A 15,858-nucleotide genomic window follows, 5' to 3' on the forward strand; every position below is an offset into this window, starting at 1 on the left:
TTGTAATCTACCTAATAATATACACCTACCGCCGGACTTTATCAATGAATTAGATAAAAATAAAGAGAGAACCTTTAATCAGTCCTCTCCCTCATTCAGACCCAGACTCTTTTTGAGCAGCTTCATTGCATCATCGGGATATTCTCTTGATAAAACTCCCATAGAAGCCATTATATAATCCCTGTCTATTAACACCCGAGTATTCTCGCCGGGCAGCAGTTTTTTGCCGGCGGTCTTCGACCTGATTTTCTCCAGAATCCTCCTGCCGCCGGGTAACCTGGTCAGGGCTCCGCCGGTACCGATTATCCACTTCACCCCGGTGAGATCCTTGCCCTCCGCAACCGTATACCTGCCGGTGGGCCCGTAGAGGTGTTTTATCCCACCTGCATGGCGATTGACGGCAGTGATAGCGGCAATTTCGGTGAGAAATTCAGCCATCCGTACTTCATCTTCATTTTTCGGCACTGGAGGCTGGACGTCAAGGGCGTGGCTTAAGTTTTCCCCGAACTTTATTCTGACTTCCTCGAATCCTAAAACCTCCACCACATTATACCTGTTAACGTAAACCCCCAGATCTCCTTCTACGGTCCTCTTGGCGACGGGTTCTGGGGCTATTAAGATCCTGTTTATCTCTTCCGAACCTTCGGTTACGGAGTGCACATCCGTTGTAGCCCCGCCCACATCCACCACCATCAGGTCCCCTATATCTTCCTTTAAAAGCACGGCAGCCATCATCACCGCCCCCGGCGTGGGCACTATGGGACCATCCACCATGGTACGGATTTTCTCCATTCCCGGCGCCACCACTATATGCTCTTCAAAAACCTGCTGAATCACCCTGCGGGCCGGTTCAACATTGAGCTCGTCAATTCTTGGATACACATTCTCAACGAAGAACACCCTGTTTTTCCCCGAAAAAATTTCCGCCACCTCTTCCCGGGCTGCCACGTTGCCCGCATAGATCACCGGAATGTCCAGGCCCAGCTCCGCAATCCTCCTGGCGTTTTCTATGACGGTATTCTTTTCCCCGTAATCCACGCCACCCGCCAGCAGTATTATGTTGGGTTTAATTTTTCTTATCTTATCCAGGTCCGGATGGCTCAAGATACCAGCCGTCATCATGTGTAAAACGGCGCCTGCACCCAGTGCTGCTTCTTTTGCCGCCTTTGCCGTCATATCGTAGACGAGGCCGTGGACGGTCATCTTGAGGCCTCCTGCTGCGCTGCTGGTGGCCATCATCCTCTTCCACTTTACTCCGTCACCCAGTCTTTTCTCCAGATCCTTCACTGCGCCGTCCAGGCCGATGGTAACATCGCCCTGCAGCACAGTCGTCGGGGCAAGCCCCTGCCCCACAAATTCGGGACAGGGGGTGCCCATGCCTGCGAAGGCATTTACAAGAGTGGTGGTGCTGCCTATTTCAGCCACAAGTACATCCACTTCTACCACTTAAACGAACCTCCGTTTTATGATTTCTTTTTCTCCCTCAATTTTTTAACCAGGAAGCTGGCAACGTGTATTCCCTTTGTACCGCGGCCGAACCCGGCGTCCAGCCCCGACTCCCTAGCTATATCATCGGTGACTTGAGTCCCCCCGCCTACCAGCACGACCCTGTCTCTGATGCCTTTTTCTACGCACAGTTCGTGGAGTTTCCTCATGTTTATCCTGTGAATGTCGGCATGGGTTATTATAGTGCTGATAAGTATAGCATCCGCATCGATTTCTATCGCCGCGTCCACCACCTTTTCCACCGGCACCGATGTGCCCAGATAGTGACACTCTATTCCGAAACCTTCCAGGCCGCCGTGTTTAATATCTATTATTTCCCGCAGACCTACCGAATGCTCATCCTCACCCACGGTGGCAGCAACGATTTTTACAGGATTATCCTTCACAAAATTTATTATTTCCTCCGGCGAAAGCATCTCGGGCTTTTTGGGGATTGTGAGCGACGACGGATCGATCGCAAAGGGCACTTTCCCCTTTATCTCCAGATACGTGCCTTCCGATGGGTGCATTATCTCCCTGTGGATGATTTCTGCGTCAACCAGCCCTAATCTTCTGGCGATTTCCAGACCTGCAGCTTCGGCCACCTCTTCTCCGACCGGCAGGAATATATTCATGCAGACTATTCCATCGGCAAACCACTCAACTTCGGGTTTTATGAGACCTTTTTCACGAATCTCTTGGGTCTCTTCCAGCCTTACGTGCACGTTGTCCTTCTCATCAAGTTCATCTATATAAGCTATTTTGTCCGGGTAGCAAAGGGTACATCCTCCGATCAAATCGCAGGGATGTTCGAGGCCCTCCGGCAGATTGTTGTATCCGAAGTGGTGGCATACCGGGGCCAGGTAGTCCTCATCCCGCTTTACAACGGTCCCCGCTCCCACGCCGCCGTCGATTTTTCTCACAATCCCGTCGCCGTTTCTCTCGGGATAAAATCCCGAGTCTACGAAAAATCCCATTTCGACGGCCTTGAAGTATCCCCCTGCTTCCAGGATTTCTTCCAGGAACAGCACGGCCCTCTCTTTGAGTTCCCTTACTTTTTCACCGAGCGGCCCATCTCTTTTTATCTGGACCATCTCGGTTAGGCCGTCCATCCCCACCAGGGCCTGTTTTGCCGTATCCACCGCCTGTATGTTGAAGTAGTGCCATGGCACGTTTCTTCCTTCATCCGGGGTAATCGTGCTCTGGATATCAGCACCGGTGAGGCGGGAAATCAGGAGGTTTAGCACATGGGTAACCGTGGCCTCCCTCGTGCTGGACTCGATGTACTTCGTATTCATTTGAGCCCGCATCCTGAATCCCCTGAAAAGCTCCCTCAGGGCTACAGCGTACGGCAGGTCAAGCCTTATGCAGGGTGCCGGAGGCGCCGTCGGAGGCACCGTGGAAAGGCATATGTTTTCCTTCTTCATTCCCACCTTTAGCGAATACATGGCGTTTATGGCGTGCTGGACCATGAGCTCGGGCATGACCTTCCAGGCTTCCCTTGCCGTGGCGTTGGCGTTATGGGCCCCGTCAATCTGGATCATACCGGCCCAGGCCATTATATTTTTGGCAACCGCCGCGTCGACAAAGGAGCGCACCATATTCACATTCCTGTAAAGTACGTTGTACTGGGGGTCCTGGTGGGCACCGTTAACGCCTTCTTCGGCAAACAGCACCGCCACTTCCGGTCCCGCTACACCGCTTACGTAGGAGTGAAAGTTGATGGGCCTTCCCACCTCGTCCTCTATAATATCCAGGGCTTTTCTGGTAGCCCTAAGCTGCTTGCGCGTAATGGGAACTCCACCCACGCCTTCCGGAGTACCCTCGATAAGGCCGTCAAAGTGGCTCTGCCCCGCGGTCCTGATGACCATAATGTGATCGGCTCCGTGCCAGGCCGCCATGCGCATCCTGCGTATGTCGTCCTCGAACCTGCCGGAGGCTATCTCGGTCGTGATGACATAATCGGGCTGAGGATCTATACCGCCGAAATACTTAGCTGCAGGCAGCGGAATGCTGTTTTTCAGGCTCTTCGAAGTCTCCCGGTACTCGAAGGGGCCTATTTTTTGATTTTCTACCTTCTCCCTCCAGTGCCATCCCCGCCGCCGGGGCCGGTATTTTTCAAGGTCTTTCAGTATTTCCTCTATATTGAGCTTTTCATTTTTTTTAAGTTCCATCATACCACCTTCCCTGCAGATGCAGCGCTTATTTTCACAGCCATCGCCCGGTCGATCTCATCCCAACCATCGCCTTTGGCCAGTCTTTCCCCGGCTTCCTTAATGGTGATGTTTTTATAGAGAGCATATTTCAGGACTACGTGACCCGCTCCCTTGCCCAACAGGCCCTTCTCCACGCATTTTTCCACTATGGCTTTGGCAGTCAGGCTGTCGAACCCCATCCGGAGCAGTACGGACCTTTCTATCGACGGGGATGTATGGGTCCGCGCCAGTTCTATCAGAGGCTCTACTATTTTCTCCGTGAGCTCCCAGAACCTTTTTTCGAGTTCTTCTTCGGTAAGATGCGAAAGATGCTTGCGCCTTATTTCAAAATCATCCTTACGCTGCATTTTCCTACCCCCTTAGATTGAAATCCCCAGCTCTTCCGCAACCATTCTCACATAGTCCTCAATAGTCTTGGTGTCTTCCGCCAGAAATCTAATGTCTTCCCCGGTCAACTTCTGGACTTTGTAATGTTTTATACAGTTGGAAATATAGGATTTTCTAAGGGCATCCAGGTTGACTTCCTTTACCCTGATCTGGGCCGGGTGCTCGGGAATTACTATCCTCTCTCCCGGCTTATCGCCGGCGGGGTCTCCCCGGCGCACTTCTACGCCCATTTCTGTCGCAAAGGTGAGCTGCGCCGACGGAAGTTTACCCGCTCCTGTGTACTCGGTTTCCTGGACGACGATGACCTGATCTTCGTCCATCTCTCGGGCTATTGCAAAAGCGGCGGCCAGTGATGTGTTGCCCGCCGGGCCTCGCTCCATCCCCTCGAGCTGAGCCAGAGCTTCTGTCATGTAAAAGACCTCGCCCTGGCTTACAGTCACGTACCTGTCCAGATAGCGCAGCGATCTGGCGGCGTTTCTGGGCACATCGGCCCTGTCGGGCCATGTGGCAAAGGGAACTCCAAATCCCGTATGGCCGGTGGTGAAGGATTTCCTGTTGAAATCCCTGTCGCTGGCCATGTGAAGCCCGGTAAGATCGACGCTGGCTCCTATAATCTTGGTATTTCTGCAGCCTGCTTTCAAAAGGCCTCTGGCGGTACCGGTCACGTTACCTCCACCCGCGTGGGTTATCACCACCGCATCCGGGTCCCTGCCGGTAGCCGCCCTTACCTGTTCGGCCACCTCGTAGCCCAGGGTCTCGATCCCGGCTATGCCGAAGGGCGTATAGAGCGAAGCATTAAAATATCCCGTTTCCTCAAGGAGGCAGAGAAAAGTATAGAAGAGCTCCGGCCCCACCGAAAGCTGGATTACTTCGGCACCAAATGCTTCGCACTTTCTGCCCTTTTCCAGTATCTCGGGCTGTCCCCTGCCTTCACTGTCGAAAACTTCCTGGACCACTATGCAGTTCAGACTCCTCATGGCAGCCTGTGAGGCCACCGCCGCACCGTAATTACCGCTGGTGGCGGCTATCACCCCTTTAAAGCCGAGTTTTTGGGCCCTGTAGACAGAAACCGAAGCCCTCCGGTCCTTGAAACTGCCCGATGGATTGCAGGCCTCGTCCTTTATAAAAATCCTGGCGCCCTTGCCGGGCGGTGCCAGCTTCCGGGCGAGCTTGGTGAGGTTTTTAAGCTCGATCAGCGGGGTATTGCCCACTCCCGTCTCGGCCTGTATTTTTCTTATTTCATCTATGGTGTAACCCACTTCCCTCATCATGCGCTCGTAGTCGAAAGCTATGCCGCCCGATTCAAAGACCTGGTAATCAATCCCCACCGCTTTTTTCATAATCTCGTTTTTTCTGGCCATTACGGCCTCGTAACTAATGTCCCGGGTCACCGGCCGTCACCTCCAAGTATCTTCCTCAGCTCCATGCCTATTGTGAGGAGTTCGGGCACGGGTCTGCCAAAGCCGTGATCGTATTCGGGATTTACTTTCACCAGCCTGCCCTTCACCCTCCTGCCTATCAGGGTTTCGATCTCCACTTCGTCACCGATGCAGGCGTCATGGGTGAGAAAACCCTTTAACCTGAGTTCCAGCGGCACTTTCTTCGTATCGTCCGGCAGGTGAGGCGATCTTTCCTCGGGCCCGAGGACCACCCTGTGAATCTGGACCCACGTTCCTTTAGCAACATCAGGCATTATTCACACCCCCCCTTACGAATTTTCTTATGTCTCCCATCAGGGCCGCCGGGACCGGCAGGTCTTTCATGGTTACAAGACCCGGGTTAGCGTTGATAACCTTAGGAATCATATTGACAGCAATAGCAATGGTCCCTATGCCTCCGGGGATTTCGGGTTTTATCGCCAGGCTTATGTTGGGAGTACCCTCAATTTCGATGTAGTCGCCGGTTTCAACATTTTCCAGCTCCGGCCTTATCTGCTGGGGATGCTCCAGCACTATTACCGGCTCGCCCTTTCTGAAGCCTATGCCGGTGTGTTTGCAGCCCGCCACCATGCCCGGCTCGACCCTGGCATATGGGGTTTCCCTGTAGACGCTGGAAACGATGGGCTCTCTTGTCTGTCTGATCTCATCGATTTCAAGTCCTAAAGCTTCGGAGATCAGGCTTATGGACTCCGGAAAACCGATGTGGCCCACAATGGTCCCTTCCTCAAGGCCCCTCCGGAACTCATCCACGGTGGTGCCTACGCCCTGGGTCCTCATCACCGTGGTCCCGAAGGGAGAAAGGTCGTTTATTCTTCTCGCGGTGATTTTCTTAATATCCATGCAGACACCGCTCAGGGCAATGATGAGTGTATCCAGCACGAATCCGGGATTGATACCGGTGCCCAGCACTGTCACGCGGTGGTCTTTCGCCATTTTGTCTATTTTTGCAGCAAGCTCAGGTTCCCTGTATGCCGGATAAGCCATCTCCTCGGCGATGGTGATTACATTTTTACCGCTTTCTATGATCCTCTGCAGTTGGGGATAAACCTCTCTGGTGAAAGAAGAGGTGGCAAGCAGCACGATATCGGCGGGCTGCTTTAAAACGGTTTGCGGGTCGGAAGTAACCGTCACCCCGGTTTTTATGTCCAGATCCAGCACTTCGCCCAGGTCCTTGCCGCTCTTTTCCGGCCTGGAGGCTATGGCTCCGACTATCTCCATACCTTTTTTCTGCAAAATCATCCTGGCCATGCCTCCGCCCATGGCGCCGAGGCCCCAGACGATGACTTTTATGTTTTCCATATATAACACTCCTTTGATTTAGTTTTTAATTAACCAAATATATATAAAAGCAAACTTTATGCCAATACTTTTTAAAACCTTATACCAATACTTTTGTGGCTCTGGGATATAAAGGAGAATCAAAAGAACGACAAAATACCTTTAAATCCTTATCTTTGATCCTAAATGCATATATGACATAGTTGTCTAATTCTAGGTATAGTTTTTTACTTTTACTGCAATATTTTTTGCGCAAAAAAATTACCCTCATTATAAAGGGTAATTTAAAAAGAGTATCTTAGATTTTTATTTATTTACAAATTCTTTATTAGAGAAGAAATCTAGCAATTTGTGCCCTGCTGGTAGTATCCAAGGCTTCAGCCTGTTTTAGGAACCAAAACACTGCGCGGTAGATCTCCAGCATGCGGCTCATTTTCTCCAGCTCACATTTGTTAGGGAAAAGAGCTTTATTTTCAGGTTATTGTCTGCATATAATATATCCTCCGGTCTTCTAAATTTTACCATAAGCGGAGATTAAAAACAAACCGCCATTCATCCTCCAGTTCAACTGGGGGATGAATGGCGAAGATTGTTGTAAAATCCTCTCCTTTATAGCAATGTTTTTGTCCCCTTATTGTTTGGCTACCCCATCGACATCATTCATCCTCTCGAAGCTTTTCAATTGTAAAACCTGTAAAGCCGTATATTATCGAAATAACGGGGTTGATATAGTTCAGGAATGCCCAGGGACCGTAAGCGAAAGCCGAGATCCCCAGCACCCCCTTTATAAAGGCACCACAAGTGTTCCACGGGATTAACGCTGATGTAAGCGTTCCCGAATCCTCCAGGGCTCTTGAAAGATTCTTCGGGTGAAGCCCCCTCTCCCTGTAAGCTCTGGAGTACATCCTTCCGGGCAGTACTATCGATATATACTGTTCGGGCAGGAGCATGTTACTGGCTATGCATGTCAAAATGGTGGTGCTTATCAGAGCTCCTGCGCTCTTAACTTTTCTTAGCAGAGCTTCCAGCAGAACCTCCAGCTGGCAGGTTTTTTCCATAATGCCTCCGAACATCATTGAGGCCACCACCAGGGAAATGGAGTACATCATGGACGTCAAACCACCGGCGCTCAGCAGTTCGTCGATCATCTGGTTACCGGTTTGGCTCACGAAGCCCGAATACCCTGCATTGATGATCTCACCCAAGTCCGCATGCTGGAATGCGAGAGCTTCCAGGGCACCCAGAATCACGCCTGCAGCGATGCCGGGTATGGCGGGAACCTTGAGGGCCACGCAGAGAATTACCGTCAGAGGTGGTATAAGGAGCAGTGGGGTTATTGTAAATTGAGCTGCCAAAGCGCTCTTTATGGCATTTATTTCGTTTACATCTATGGAACCGCCGCTGAACCTGAAGCCTATTACCGTATAGATAGCAGCGGCAATGGCATAACTTACGCCGGTCGTGTAGATCATGTGCTTTACATGGGTAAAGACATCGGTTCCGGCTACCGCCGGGGCAAGGTTGGTAGTATCGGAAAGCGGTGACATCTTATCACCGAAATAGGCTCCAGAAATTATCGCACCGGCGATCAAAGCCGGAGGCATGCCCAAGCCCTGCCCGATACCCATGAGGGCTATACCAATAGTGCCGACCGTTCCCCAGGAGGTACCGGTGGCCAGTGAAACCACCGAACAGATCAGTAGTGTAGCAAGTAGAAATACTTTGGGAGTCAGCAGCCCCAGACCGTAGTAAATCATCGCAGGTACTACGCCGGCTACTATCCATACGCCGATCAACACACCGATAATGGTCAATATTATGACTGACTGCAGGGCCTGATATATGCCTTCCATCATGCCCTTTTCGATATATTCCCAGCTGTACCCCGCCCGGACGGCAACGATGCTTGCGAAAATAGAACCTATCAACATAGGCACATGTGGGTCGGTATGGTATTTCACGAGGGATACGGCCATGATAACGATGAGTCCTAATACCGAAAATAAGGCCTCGTAGAGATATGGTTTTCTCGGAGTTTTCATTCAATTAACCTCCCATAATTTATTTGCTATTTTTTTATTGCAATTTATATACCAAAAATCGTTATGGAGCCCCTCCTTAAAATTGCATTGAACCTTAAAAAAATAGACCACTAGGTCTAAAAAGAAGTGTCAGAAACGACAAATTTTTTTGCAGTTGATTATAAAATTTTTGCTATATCAGACCGTAATCTTCTCTACATAAGGCGAAGTCATGAGGCTGAGCATGGCGCCGTAAGACATCCTGAACTCCACAACCGAACCCACTTTTATGTCCCTCTTTGCTCGGGTGACGTCGAGCAAAAGATGGTCGCTGCTTGCACCCAGGATCTCTATGGAATCATCTAAAGGAATAAGCCCTTCTATCCTGCAATCCTGCTTGCCCAAAGCGGCTATGGCTCTCTTCATCGGTCCCCGATCTTCAAAAACCGTTATATTTCCGAAGGCGTCCCGGCCTATCTCGCCGATGGGCCTGGAAGGTTTTACTTTTACCTCTATTATTTCGGCTTTCAATACCATTGTCCCCTGGGATGTCCCCGGCACGTTCCGGCAGTTAGTGGAATCGGTTCCAAGGAATATGCCTTCGCCGATTCTCAACTGGTTCACGCCGGGAGGTATCCGCCCGTTTTCCACTAACTTCAGCGTGGCCGTATTGCCTCCGGAAATGGTTTTGACCCTGACCCCGTACCTTTTTTCAATATCCCTGGCCAGGTCCACCAGAATCCTGGTGTTCTCATAACTGGGCAGCACCCCGCCATAGCATCCGACATTCGTCCCCAGGCCTTCAAATTCCACACCGGGCATTTCGAGAATCCGTTCCACGACCTCAGGCACATCCTCGGGCATCACTCCTTCTCTGAGATCACCCACATCCACCATCAGGATGACCCTGTGGGTTTTACCCAGAGCCCGGGCCCTTTCCGAAATCATGCCTATCACTTCCGGTTCGGAATTGAAACTCCCATCAGCCCACCGCACCACTTCTTCAACTTCGGAAGGCATGGGTATCCTTATGAGATATATTGGCATGTCCAGCCCGGAGCACTTCATATTCTTTATATTTTTTATGCGGGAATCCCCGAGCTTCTTGACACCCCCGTCCATCATCGCACTTACCACCGGCAGCATGGCACAGACGCCCTTGGTGATTCCCATCACCTCTATGCCGGATCTCCCGCATAAATCTACAATGTATCTTGTGTTTTCCCGGATCAGCGACAGATTAATTTCGACCCTAGGATAAGTCAACGCGATCACCTCCGACAAATTATTTATTGCAATTTTTATTCCATATTCAGCTTTTTCATCCTGTACCGGAGGGTCTGTCGCTTGACTTTCAATCTGCCGGCCGCCTTTGTCACGTTGCCGTTGCATTCTTTTATGGTCCTATTAATGATTTCTCGTTCAATCTTGTTAAGTATCTCGTCCAGAGAATATTCCTCTGATTGCACAAAAGCATGAAGATCCGCCCCGGTTTTTTCCGACTTTCTGCCCATGTAATCGGTAATGTAAAACGGCAGGTGTTCTTCTTCGATAAAAGACTCATCTCCTATCATATTCATAGAACCCTCAACGGCGTTTTCCAGTTCCCTTACGTTGCCGGGCCAGTCGTATTCCATAAAAATGCGCTTGACAGCCGGGGAAATGTCAACCACATTCCTGCTCAATTTTTTGTTGAATTTATCTATAAAGTGGCGGGTGAGGAGAATTATGTCCTCTTTCCTTTCCCTCAGGGGCGGAATTTTCACACAAACGACCCCCAACCGGAAAAAGAGATCTTTCCTTATTACTCCCTTTTCTACGGCCTGCAGCGGATCTTCATTGGTCGTAGCGATTACCCTTACATCCACCGGTATGGTCCTGGTATCGCCAACTCTCCTCACACAACCTTCCTGCAGTACTCTCAAAAGTTTGGCCTGAAGGTTTATACCCATGGAATTAATTTCATCCAGCAGCAGGGTGCCTCCGTCGGCCTGCTCAAAAAGCCCGGGCCTATCCACTGCACCGGTAAATCCCCCTTTTACAGTGCCAAACAATATGCCTTCCAGAAGGCTTTCGGGGAGTGCTGCACAGTTCTGCGCAATAAAAGGCCTTCCCTTTCTCGGGCTGGCGTTGTGGATGCTCTGGGCGAACAGCTCTTTTCCTGTACCCGTTTCCCCGAATATGAGCACCGAAGATGAGGTCATGGCGGCTTTCCTCGCCATATTGATCGCTTTCGTAATCGCCGGACTTTCGCCGATGATGTCTTCAAAGGTAAACCTGGTAAACGGATGGGGCATTTCCCGTGAAACTTTTATTTTTGTAGAATCCTGTAAAAACACCACCTTTTCTGACATTTCCCTGAGTTTGGTGATATCTTTGGCGATTTCCACAGCTCCCATTATTTTATTGCCTTTCTTCAGCGGCAGAGTGGTGTTGATGGTGGTTATCCGCTGCCCCCTGTAGTTAAAATACGTTTGCACGCGATCGACGATAGCTTCTCCCGTTTTCAGCACCCGAAATATGGTGCTGGTCTCGCGATTCAGTGAGGGGAACACCTCCAGCAGGTTCCTGCCTATGACGGCGACGGGGTCAAGCCTCTCCAGCCTGCCCATGGCCGCATTATAAAAAACCGTATTCCCCTCGCGGTCTACTATATGGATGCCCACATCCAGACTGTCCAGTATCTCATTGTAAAACTCGTTCAGAAATCCGGCGGACATCTTTTTCTTCCACCCCTTGTAGATTCTACCTCACCCTGTCGCAGACACTTTCCCAGTCACATCCCCGGCAGAAAAACGAAAACCAGTCCTCCGGCGCCGACATTATTTTTTCTCTGAGTTCCAACCACTTTACTCTTTGTCCCACGCCGATTTTCAGGAAACTCAGAGCGTTACCGTCAAGTTGCCTGATTTCTTCGTCAGCGCCCTCCTTATGGGCACACCGGTTTTCCGAAAGGTACGGGCACGCCCTGCACACATCGTCGGGCCCGCCTACCACTTCGATTTCCTCACCGCGGCAGGCCCTCTCAACCAATTCCCTCAGGTTATCAACAAATTCCCTGTTGTAACCCTCACCCTGGAAAAAATGCAGGCATATAAGATGATGTCCCCTGAACCTTATCATCCTTCACCATCCTCTGTTCTCTTTGAACCTTCAATTATTTCAAGAAAATCACCGGCTATAACCTCCGCATATTTGCCCTGCCTGTAGTCCCTACGGGCCACTATTATGTCCGGCTGGTATCCCCTGGCGTAGATGTCTTTTAACATTTGGGGAATCTCAACAAAAGCGCCGAGTTCTTCGAATTCCTCGTTCATGAAAATGAAGGTGGGTATCCTGGGCTTGCCTTCATACTTATAGTTCTCCAGGAAATCCTCATAGCCTTCTCTCGGCAGTATGGTAAAATCTATCAATCCATTGATTTCGGTAATTTTCACCAGAACCGGCAGACTGACTATACAGTCGGGGCACCAGGGTTCGGCGAAAACCAGCACGCGGACTTTTTTAGCTATTTTCTCAATCCGTTCCAGCGTCTTTTCTGAAAGTTTTATATCCTCGTAGCATTTCTCGAATTCCCGTCTGTATTTTTGGTCAGCCTTTTCCAAAAATTCGCTGTATTTTATACCTTTTTCATACAATTCTCTGATCAACATAAAGTATCCACCTCCTGTTTCATTATAACATACTTCCCATGCCGGTGAAATCAAAATTGTATTATTAAAAGTTGTATGTTAAGATAAAGGTAAACATAGCCGCAGGAGAAAATTGCCATGGAGCTGAATTTAAAAATTCCCGGTATCGTAAAGGAAATATGTCTTGAATTTAATGCCCGGGGCCATCAAGCTTTTGTCGTGGGAGGTGCTCTCAGGGACATAATACTCGGGCGCGAAAGCCCCGATTACGATATAGCCACCGATGCTTTCCCGGAAAGGATTGCTTCCATATTTCCCGACGCAATTCCTTACGGCAATTTCGGCACAATGCTTTTACTCCGTGGTAATACAAAGATTGAAGTGACACCCTTTAGGGACGACGCCCCCGGCAGAAAACCAAATTATACTTTCGGAGGCACGATTTATACCGACCTGGCCCGCAGGGATTTTACCATAAATTCCATGGCCTACGACCCTATCGCCGGCGGATTCATCGACCCCTTCGGAGGCCTCAACGACCTGAAAGCGCGTACAATCAGGTGCACCGGCTCGACGAGGAGGATCTGGGAAGACCCCCTTCGAGCCTTGAGAGCCGCCAGGTTTCAGGCCCAGCTGGGTTTTACCATAGAACCGTCTACACTGTATTCCCTCAAAGCCTACGCACCAATGCTGGCCACTATTTCCCGGGAAAGGATAAGAGACGAACTGTCGAAGCTAATCACATCCGATCATCCCTTTGACGGCCTGGTGACTTTGGTGGTTACCGGGCTCATGAACTACATAATACCCGAACTCATGGAAGGCATGGGGATGAGGCACCATAACAAACCCGCCGACGTCCTGGAACACAACCTGCTGGCCTGCAAGTACGTCAAGAACTCCTTTCACCTCCGCCTGGCGGCCCTGCTCCACGATGTGGGAAAACCCAGATGTGCCGTGAAGGGTGAAAAAGGACTCGAATTTCCCGGTCATCATCTCAAGTCCGTAGAAATGGCAAAGCACATACTGAACAACCTGAGATTCGACAGTAGGACAATCAAAAAAGTGCTGCTGTTGATAGAGCACCATATGTTCGTATACTCGCCGGATTCCCCTCTCTCGGAAGCAAGGCGGCTGATTTCCAGGGTAGGCTGGGAAAACATATACGACCTCATAGAACTCAGGATGGCTGACCGGCTAGCCAGCGGTTTCAATGAGGCCGCAGGTCCCGGTTTAAAGAAACTTATAAACGACCTGGAAGCGCTGAAAAAGGAAAACTCCGATTACAAAATCAAGGACCTGGCCGTATCCGGAAAAGACCTCGTCGAAACTCTAGGAATCCGGCCAGGACCTATAGTGGGCAAACTACTGAACAGGCTTCTGGATGATGTTATTGAAAACCCGGAACTAAATAGCAAACGGACTTTACTGGAACTTGCTGAAAAGTATTTAAAGGAGGAGTCATATGAGGATAGGCATTATCAGTGACACGCACGGCAGCCCCGCGGCTTTCCGGAAGGCGCTGGATGTCCTGGGCAGGTGCGACTTCGTGCTCCATGCCGGCGACGTACTTTACCACGGTCCCAGGAATCCTCTACCCGAGGGCTATAACCCGAAAGAGCTGGCAGAAGTTATAAACAGCATCGATATTCCTTTGCTGATAGCCGCCGGAAACTGCGATGCACCCATTGACCAGATGCTAATCTCAGTCCCCATCCAGTCGCCTTACACGATGCTCTGCTTTGATAACCGCCGGCTGCTCCTAACCCACGGCCACGAGATAAATGAAGAAAGGCTCGAAGAACTTGCAGCCAGGTGGAAGGTTGACATCCTGGTCACCGGCCACACCCACGTGAAGAACATAAAAAAATTGCCCGGCCTCACCCATATAAACCCCGGGTCATGCTCGCTGCCCAAAGACGAAATACCCTCGGTAGGGTTGATAGACGGTTCACGGGTTTTATTGATCAACCTTGATACCGGTCAGACGCTGCAAACAGAAGAATTAGATTGAGTATAAGCCATACCGACAGGTTATTTAACCCGGCCGCTAAAGCCCGGAGGTTCCTGCATTCCGGGTTTGGCGATTTTTCCCGCCGGGAGCGGCCGGGCTTTAAGTAGACGGTATCCTTTATTTAGGCAAATATTAAAGTCCTATATCCTTTCTGTAATGCATCCCGTCAAAGCGGATCCTCGAAACCGCCTGGTAGGCGGTTTCCCTTGCCTCTTCCTCTGTCCTCCCCAGAGCAGTCACCCCCAGCACCCTTCCGCCCGCCGTGATTATTTTGCCGTGCTTTAAGGCAGTACCCGCGTGAAAAACCATCGCGCCTTCTCTTTCGGCATCTTCGATCCCGGCAATTTCCTTCCCTTTTTCGTAGTCCCCCGGATAGCCCGCCGATGCCAGTACGACGCAGACGGCCTTTTCGCCGGTCCAATTTATGCTGCATTCGGAAAGCCTGCCTTCAATAACGGCTTCTATAATGTCGACCAGGTCGGTTTTCAACCTGGGTACCACCACCTGGGTCTCCGGATCGCCGAACCTGCAGTTGAATTCCAGCACCTTCGGACCTTTAGAAGTCAGCATTAGGCCCGTATAGAGTACCCCTTTGAAGGGAATGCCTTCCAGACGCATTGCTTCAAGAGTTTTTCTGATTATGTTTTTATTTACGTATTCCGAAATATCGGGAGTATAATAATACGCCGGAGAGACAGCCCCCATGCCCCCGGTATTGGGTCCGCGATCTTTATCGTAAGCCCTTTTGTAATCCCTGCTGCACTCCATGGGCACGGCAGTAACTCCGTCGCAGAAAGCCAGCACTGTAACCTCGCGCCCTTCCAGAAACTCCTCGATGACCACCCGCCTGCCGGAATCGCCGAAGATTCCGTCTTTCATTATCGACTTCACGGCGGCGAGAGCTTCTTGCCTTTCCCGGGCCACTACAACGCCCTTACCGGCGGCAAGACCTTCGGCCTTGACCACCAGCGGAGTTTCCGAATCATGGATATACCGGACGGCTTCCCCGAGATCGTCGAATACCCGGTAGTCCGCCGTGGGGATACCGTATTTTTTCATGAGTTCCTTGGCAAACACTTTGCTCCCCTCAATTTTCGCGGCCGCTTTCGCAGGCCCGAATATCCTGAGCCCCCGATTTTCGAACTCATCGACTATACCCGTAACCAGCGGAACTTCCGGGCCTACCACGGTAAGGTCAATGCCCTCCTTCTCCGCGAAACCGGCAAGGCCTTTTACATCTTCGGCCTTTATATTAACGCATTCGGCCAGCGCCGCTATGCCCGCATTGCCCGGTGCGGAAAAGATCTTTTTCACCCTGGGGCTCCGGGCAATCTTCCAGACCAGGGCGTGTTCCCTGCCGCCGCCGCCAACTACCAGCACCTTCAT

General features: G+C 50.7%; 14 protein-coding genes. 2 read left to right on the forward strand and 12 right to left on the reverse strand.

Annotation, left to right across the window (positions count from 1 at the left end; genetic code table 11):
- Window positions 1-78: 78 nt before the first annotated feature.
- The 11 genes from LZ11_RS01680 to LZ11_RS01730 all read right to left on the reverse strand — a co-directional run bounded on the left by LZ11_RS01680 (window position 79) and on the right by LZ11_RS01730 (window position 12,479).
- Window positions 79-1,446 (reverse strand): GlmL-related ornithine degradation protein, encoded by a 1,368-nt coding sequence (locus LZ11_RS01680; RefSeq protein ID WP_148866042.1) that lies wholly within the window; start codon window positions 1,444-1,446, stop codon window positions 79-81.
- 17 nt (window positions 1,447-1,463) lie between these two features.
- On the reverse strand, window positions 1,464-3,659 hold the full coding sequence (oraE, locus tag LZ11_RS01685) for a D-ornithine 4,5-aminomutase subunit OraE (RefSeq protein ID WP_148866044.1): 2,196 nt from the start codon (window positions 3,657-3,659) through the stop codon (window positions 1,464-1,466).
- Complete coding sequence (locus tag LZ11_RS01690) at window positions 3,659-4,048, reverse strand: ornithine aminomutase subunit alpha (protein WP_148866046.1); 390 nt, start codon at window positions 4,046-4,048, stop codon at window positions 3,659-3,661. The genes oraE and LZ11_RS01690 overlap by 1 nt, the downstream gene beginning before the upstream one ends.
- A 12-nt stretch (window positions 4,049-4,060) precedes the next feature.
- Complete coding sequence (gene ortB / locus LZ11_RS01695; protein ID WP_148866199.1) at window positions 4,061-5,449, reverse strand: 2-amino-4-oxopentanoate thiolase subunit OrtB; 1,389 nt, start codon at window positions 5,447-5,449, stop codon at window positions 4,061-4,063.
- Between the two features lie 26 nt (window positions 5,450-5,475).
- Window positions 5,476-5,781: a 2-amino-4-oxopentanoate thiolase subunit OrtA gene (gene ortA / locus LZ11_RS01700; RefSeq protein ID WP_148866047.1), complete on the reverse strand. Its 306-nt coding sequence runs from the start codon at window positions 5,779-5,781 to the stop codon at window positions 5,476-5,478.
- Window positions 5,774-6,826: a 2,4-diaminopentanoate dehydrogenase gene (ord, locus tag LZ11_RS01705; RefSeq protein WP_148866049.1), complete on the reverse strand. Its 1,053-nt coding sequence runs from the start codon at window positions 6,824-6,826 to the stop codon at window positions 5,774-5,776. Before ord ends, ortA begins: the two co-directional genes overlap by 8 nt.
- 635 nt (window positions 6,827-7,461) lie before the next feature.
- Window positions 7,462-8,847 carry a Na+/H+ antiporter NhaC gene (nhaC, locus tag LZ11_RS01710; protein WP_148866051.1) on the reverse strand — a complete coding sequence of 462 codons (1,386 nt, stop codon included), beginning with the start codon at window positions 8,845-8,847 and terminating at the stop codon, window positions 7,462-7,464.
- A 177-nt stretch (window positions 8,848-9,024) separates the two neighbouring features.
- Window positions 9,025-10,092, reverse strand: a complete 1,068-nt coding sequence (locus tag LZ11_RS01715; RefSeq protein ID WP_148866053.1) for an alanine/ornithine racemase family PLP-dependent enzyme — start codon at window positions 10,090-10,092, stop codon at window positions 9,025-9,027.
- Between the two features lie 35 nt (window positions 10,093-10,127).
- Entirely contained in the window at window positions 10,128-11,546 is a 1,419-nt protein-coding gene (locus tag LZ11_RS01720) for a sigma-54 interaction domain-containing protein (RefSeq protein WP_148866055.1), read from the reverse strand.
- A 25-nt stretch (window positions 11,547-11,571) separates the two neighbouring features.
- Entirely contained in the window at window positions 11,572-11,949 is a 378-nt protein-coding gene (locus tag LZ11_RS01725) for a DUF1284 domain-containing protein (RefSeq protein WP_148866057.1), read from the reverse strand.
- Window positions 11,946-12,479, reverse strand: coding sequence for a thioredoxin family protein (locus LZ11_RS01730; RefSeq protein ID WP_148866059.1), 534 nt, complete (start codon window positions 12,477-12,479; stop codon window positions 11,946-11,948). Before LZ11_RS01730 ends, LZ11_RS01725 begins: the two co-directional genes overlap by 4 nt.
- 117 nt (window positions 12,480-12,596) lie before the next feature.
- Between LZ11_RS01730 and LZ11_RS01735 the strand changes: the two genes are divergently transcribed.
- Both LZ11_RS01735 and yfcE read left to right on the forward strand, forming a co-directional pair.
- On the forward strand, window positions 12,597-13,946 hold the full coding sequence (locus tag LZ11_RS01735; protein WP_148866061.1) for a CCA tRNA nucleotidyltransferase: 1,350 nt from the start codon (window positions 12,597-12,599) through the stop codon (window positions 13,944-13,946).
- Entirely contained in the window at window positions 13,924-14,472 is a 549-nt protein-coding gene (gene yfcE, locus LZ11_RS01740; protein ID WP_148866063.1) for a phosphodiesterase, read from the forward strand. The genes LZ11_RS01735 and yfcE overlap by 23 nt, the downstream gene beginning before the upstream one ends.
- 132 nt (window positions 14,473-14,604) lie before the next feature.
- On the opposite strand, the gene purD is transcribed toward yfcE, so the two are convergent.
- Window positions 14,605-15,858, reverse strand: a complete 1,254-nt coding sequence (gene purD / locus LZ11_RS01745; protein ID WP_148866065.1) for a phosphoribosylamine--glycine ligase — start codon at window positions 15,856-15,858, stop codon at window positions 14,605-14,607.

The sequence above is a fragment of the Thermosediminibacter litoriperuensis genome (assembly GCF_008124715.1).
Taxonomy (GTDB): domain Bacteria; phylum Bacillota; class Thermosediminibacteria; order Thermosediminibacterales; family Thermosediminibacteraceae; genus Thermosediminibacter; species Thermosediminibacter litoriperuensis.

Coding starts and splice junctions, on each gene's coding strand:
- oraE (WP_148866044.1), bottom strand. CDS start 3,659: ATGGAACTTAAAAAAAATGAAAAGCTCAATATAGAGGAAATACTGAAA.
- LZ11_RS01730 (WP_148866059.1), bottom strand. CDS start 12,479: ATGTTGATCAGAGAATTGTATGAAAAAGGTATAAAATACAGCGAATTT.
- ortA (WP_148866047.1), bottom strand. CDS start 5,781: ATGCCTGATGTTGCTAAAGGAACGTGGGTCCAGATTCACAGGGTGGTC.
- LZ11_RS01725 (WP_148866057.1), bottom strand. CDS start 11,949: ATGATAAGGTTCAGGGGACATCATCTTATATGCCTGCATTTTTTCCAG.
- ord (WP_148866049.1), bottom strand. CDS start 6,826: ATGGAAAACATAAAAGTCATCGTCTGGGGCCTCGGCGCCATGGGCGGA.
- LZ11_RS01720 (WP_148866055.1), bottom strand. CDS start 11,546: ATGTCCGCCGGATTTCTGAACGAGTTTTACAATGAGATACTGGACAGT.
- yfcE (WP_148866063.1), top strand. CDS start 13,924: ATGAGGATAGGCATTATCAGTGACACGCACGGCAGCCCCGCGGCTTTC.
- LZ11_RS01690 (WP_148866046.1), bottom strand. CDS start 4,048: ATGCAGCGTAAGGATGATTTTGAAATAAGGCGCAAGCATCTTTCGCAT.
- LZ11_RS01735 (WP_148866061.1), top strand. CDS start 12,597: ATGGAGCTGAATTTAAAAATTCCCGGTATCGTAAAGGAAATATGTCTT.
- ortB (WP_148866199.1), bottom strand. CDS start 5,449: ATGGCCAGAAAAAACGAGATTATGAAAAAAGCGGTGGGGATTGATTAC.
- nhaC (WP_148866051.1), bottom strand. CDS start 8,847: ATGAAAACTCCGAGAAAACCATATCTCTACGAGGCCTTATTTTCGGTA.
- purD (WP_148866065.1), bottom strand. CDS start 15,858: ATGAAGGTGCTGGTAGTTGGCGGCGGCGGCAGGGAACACGCCCTGGTC.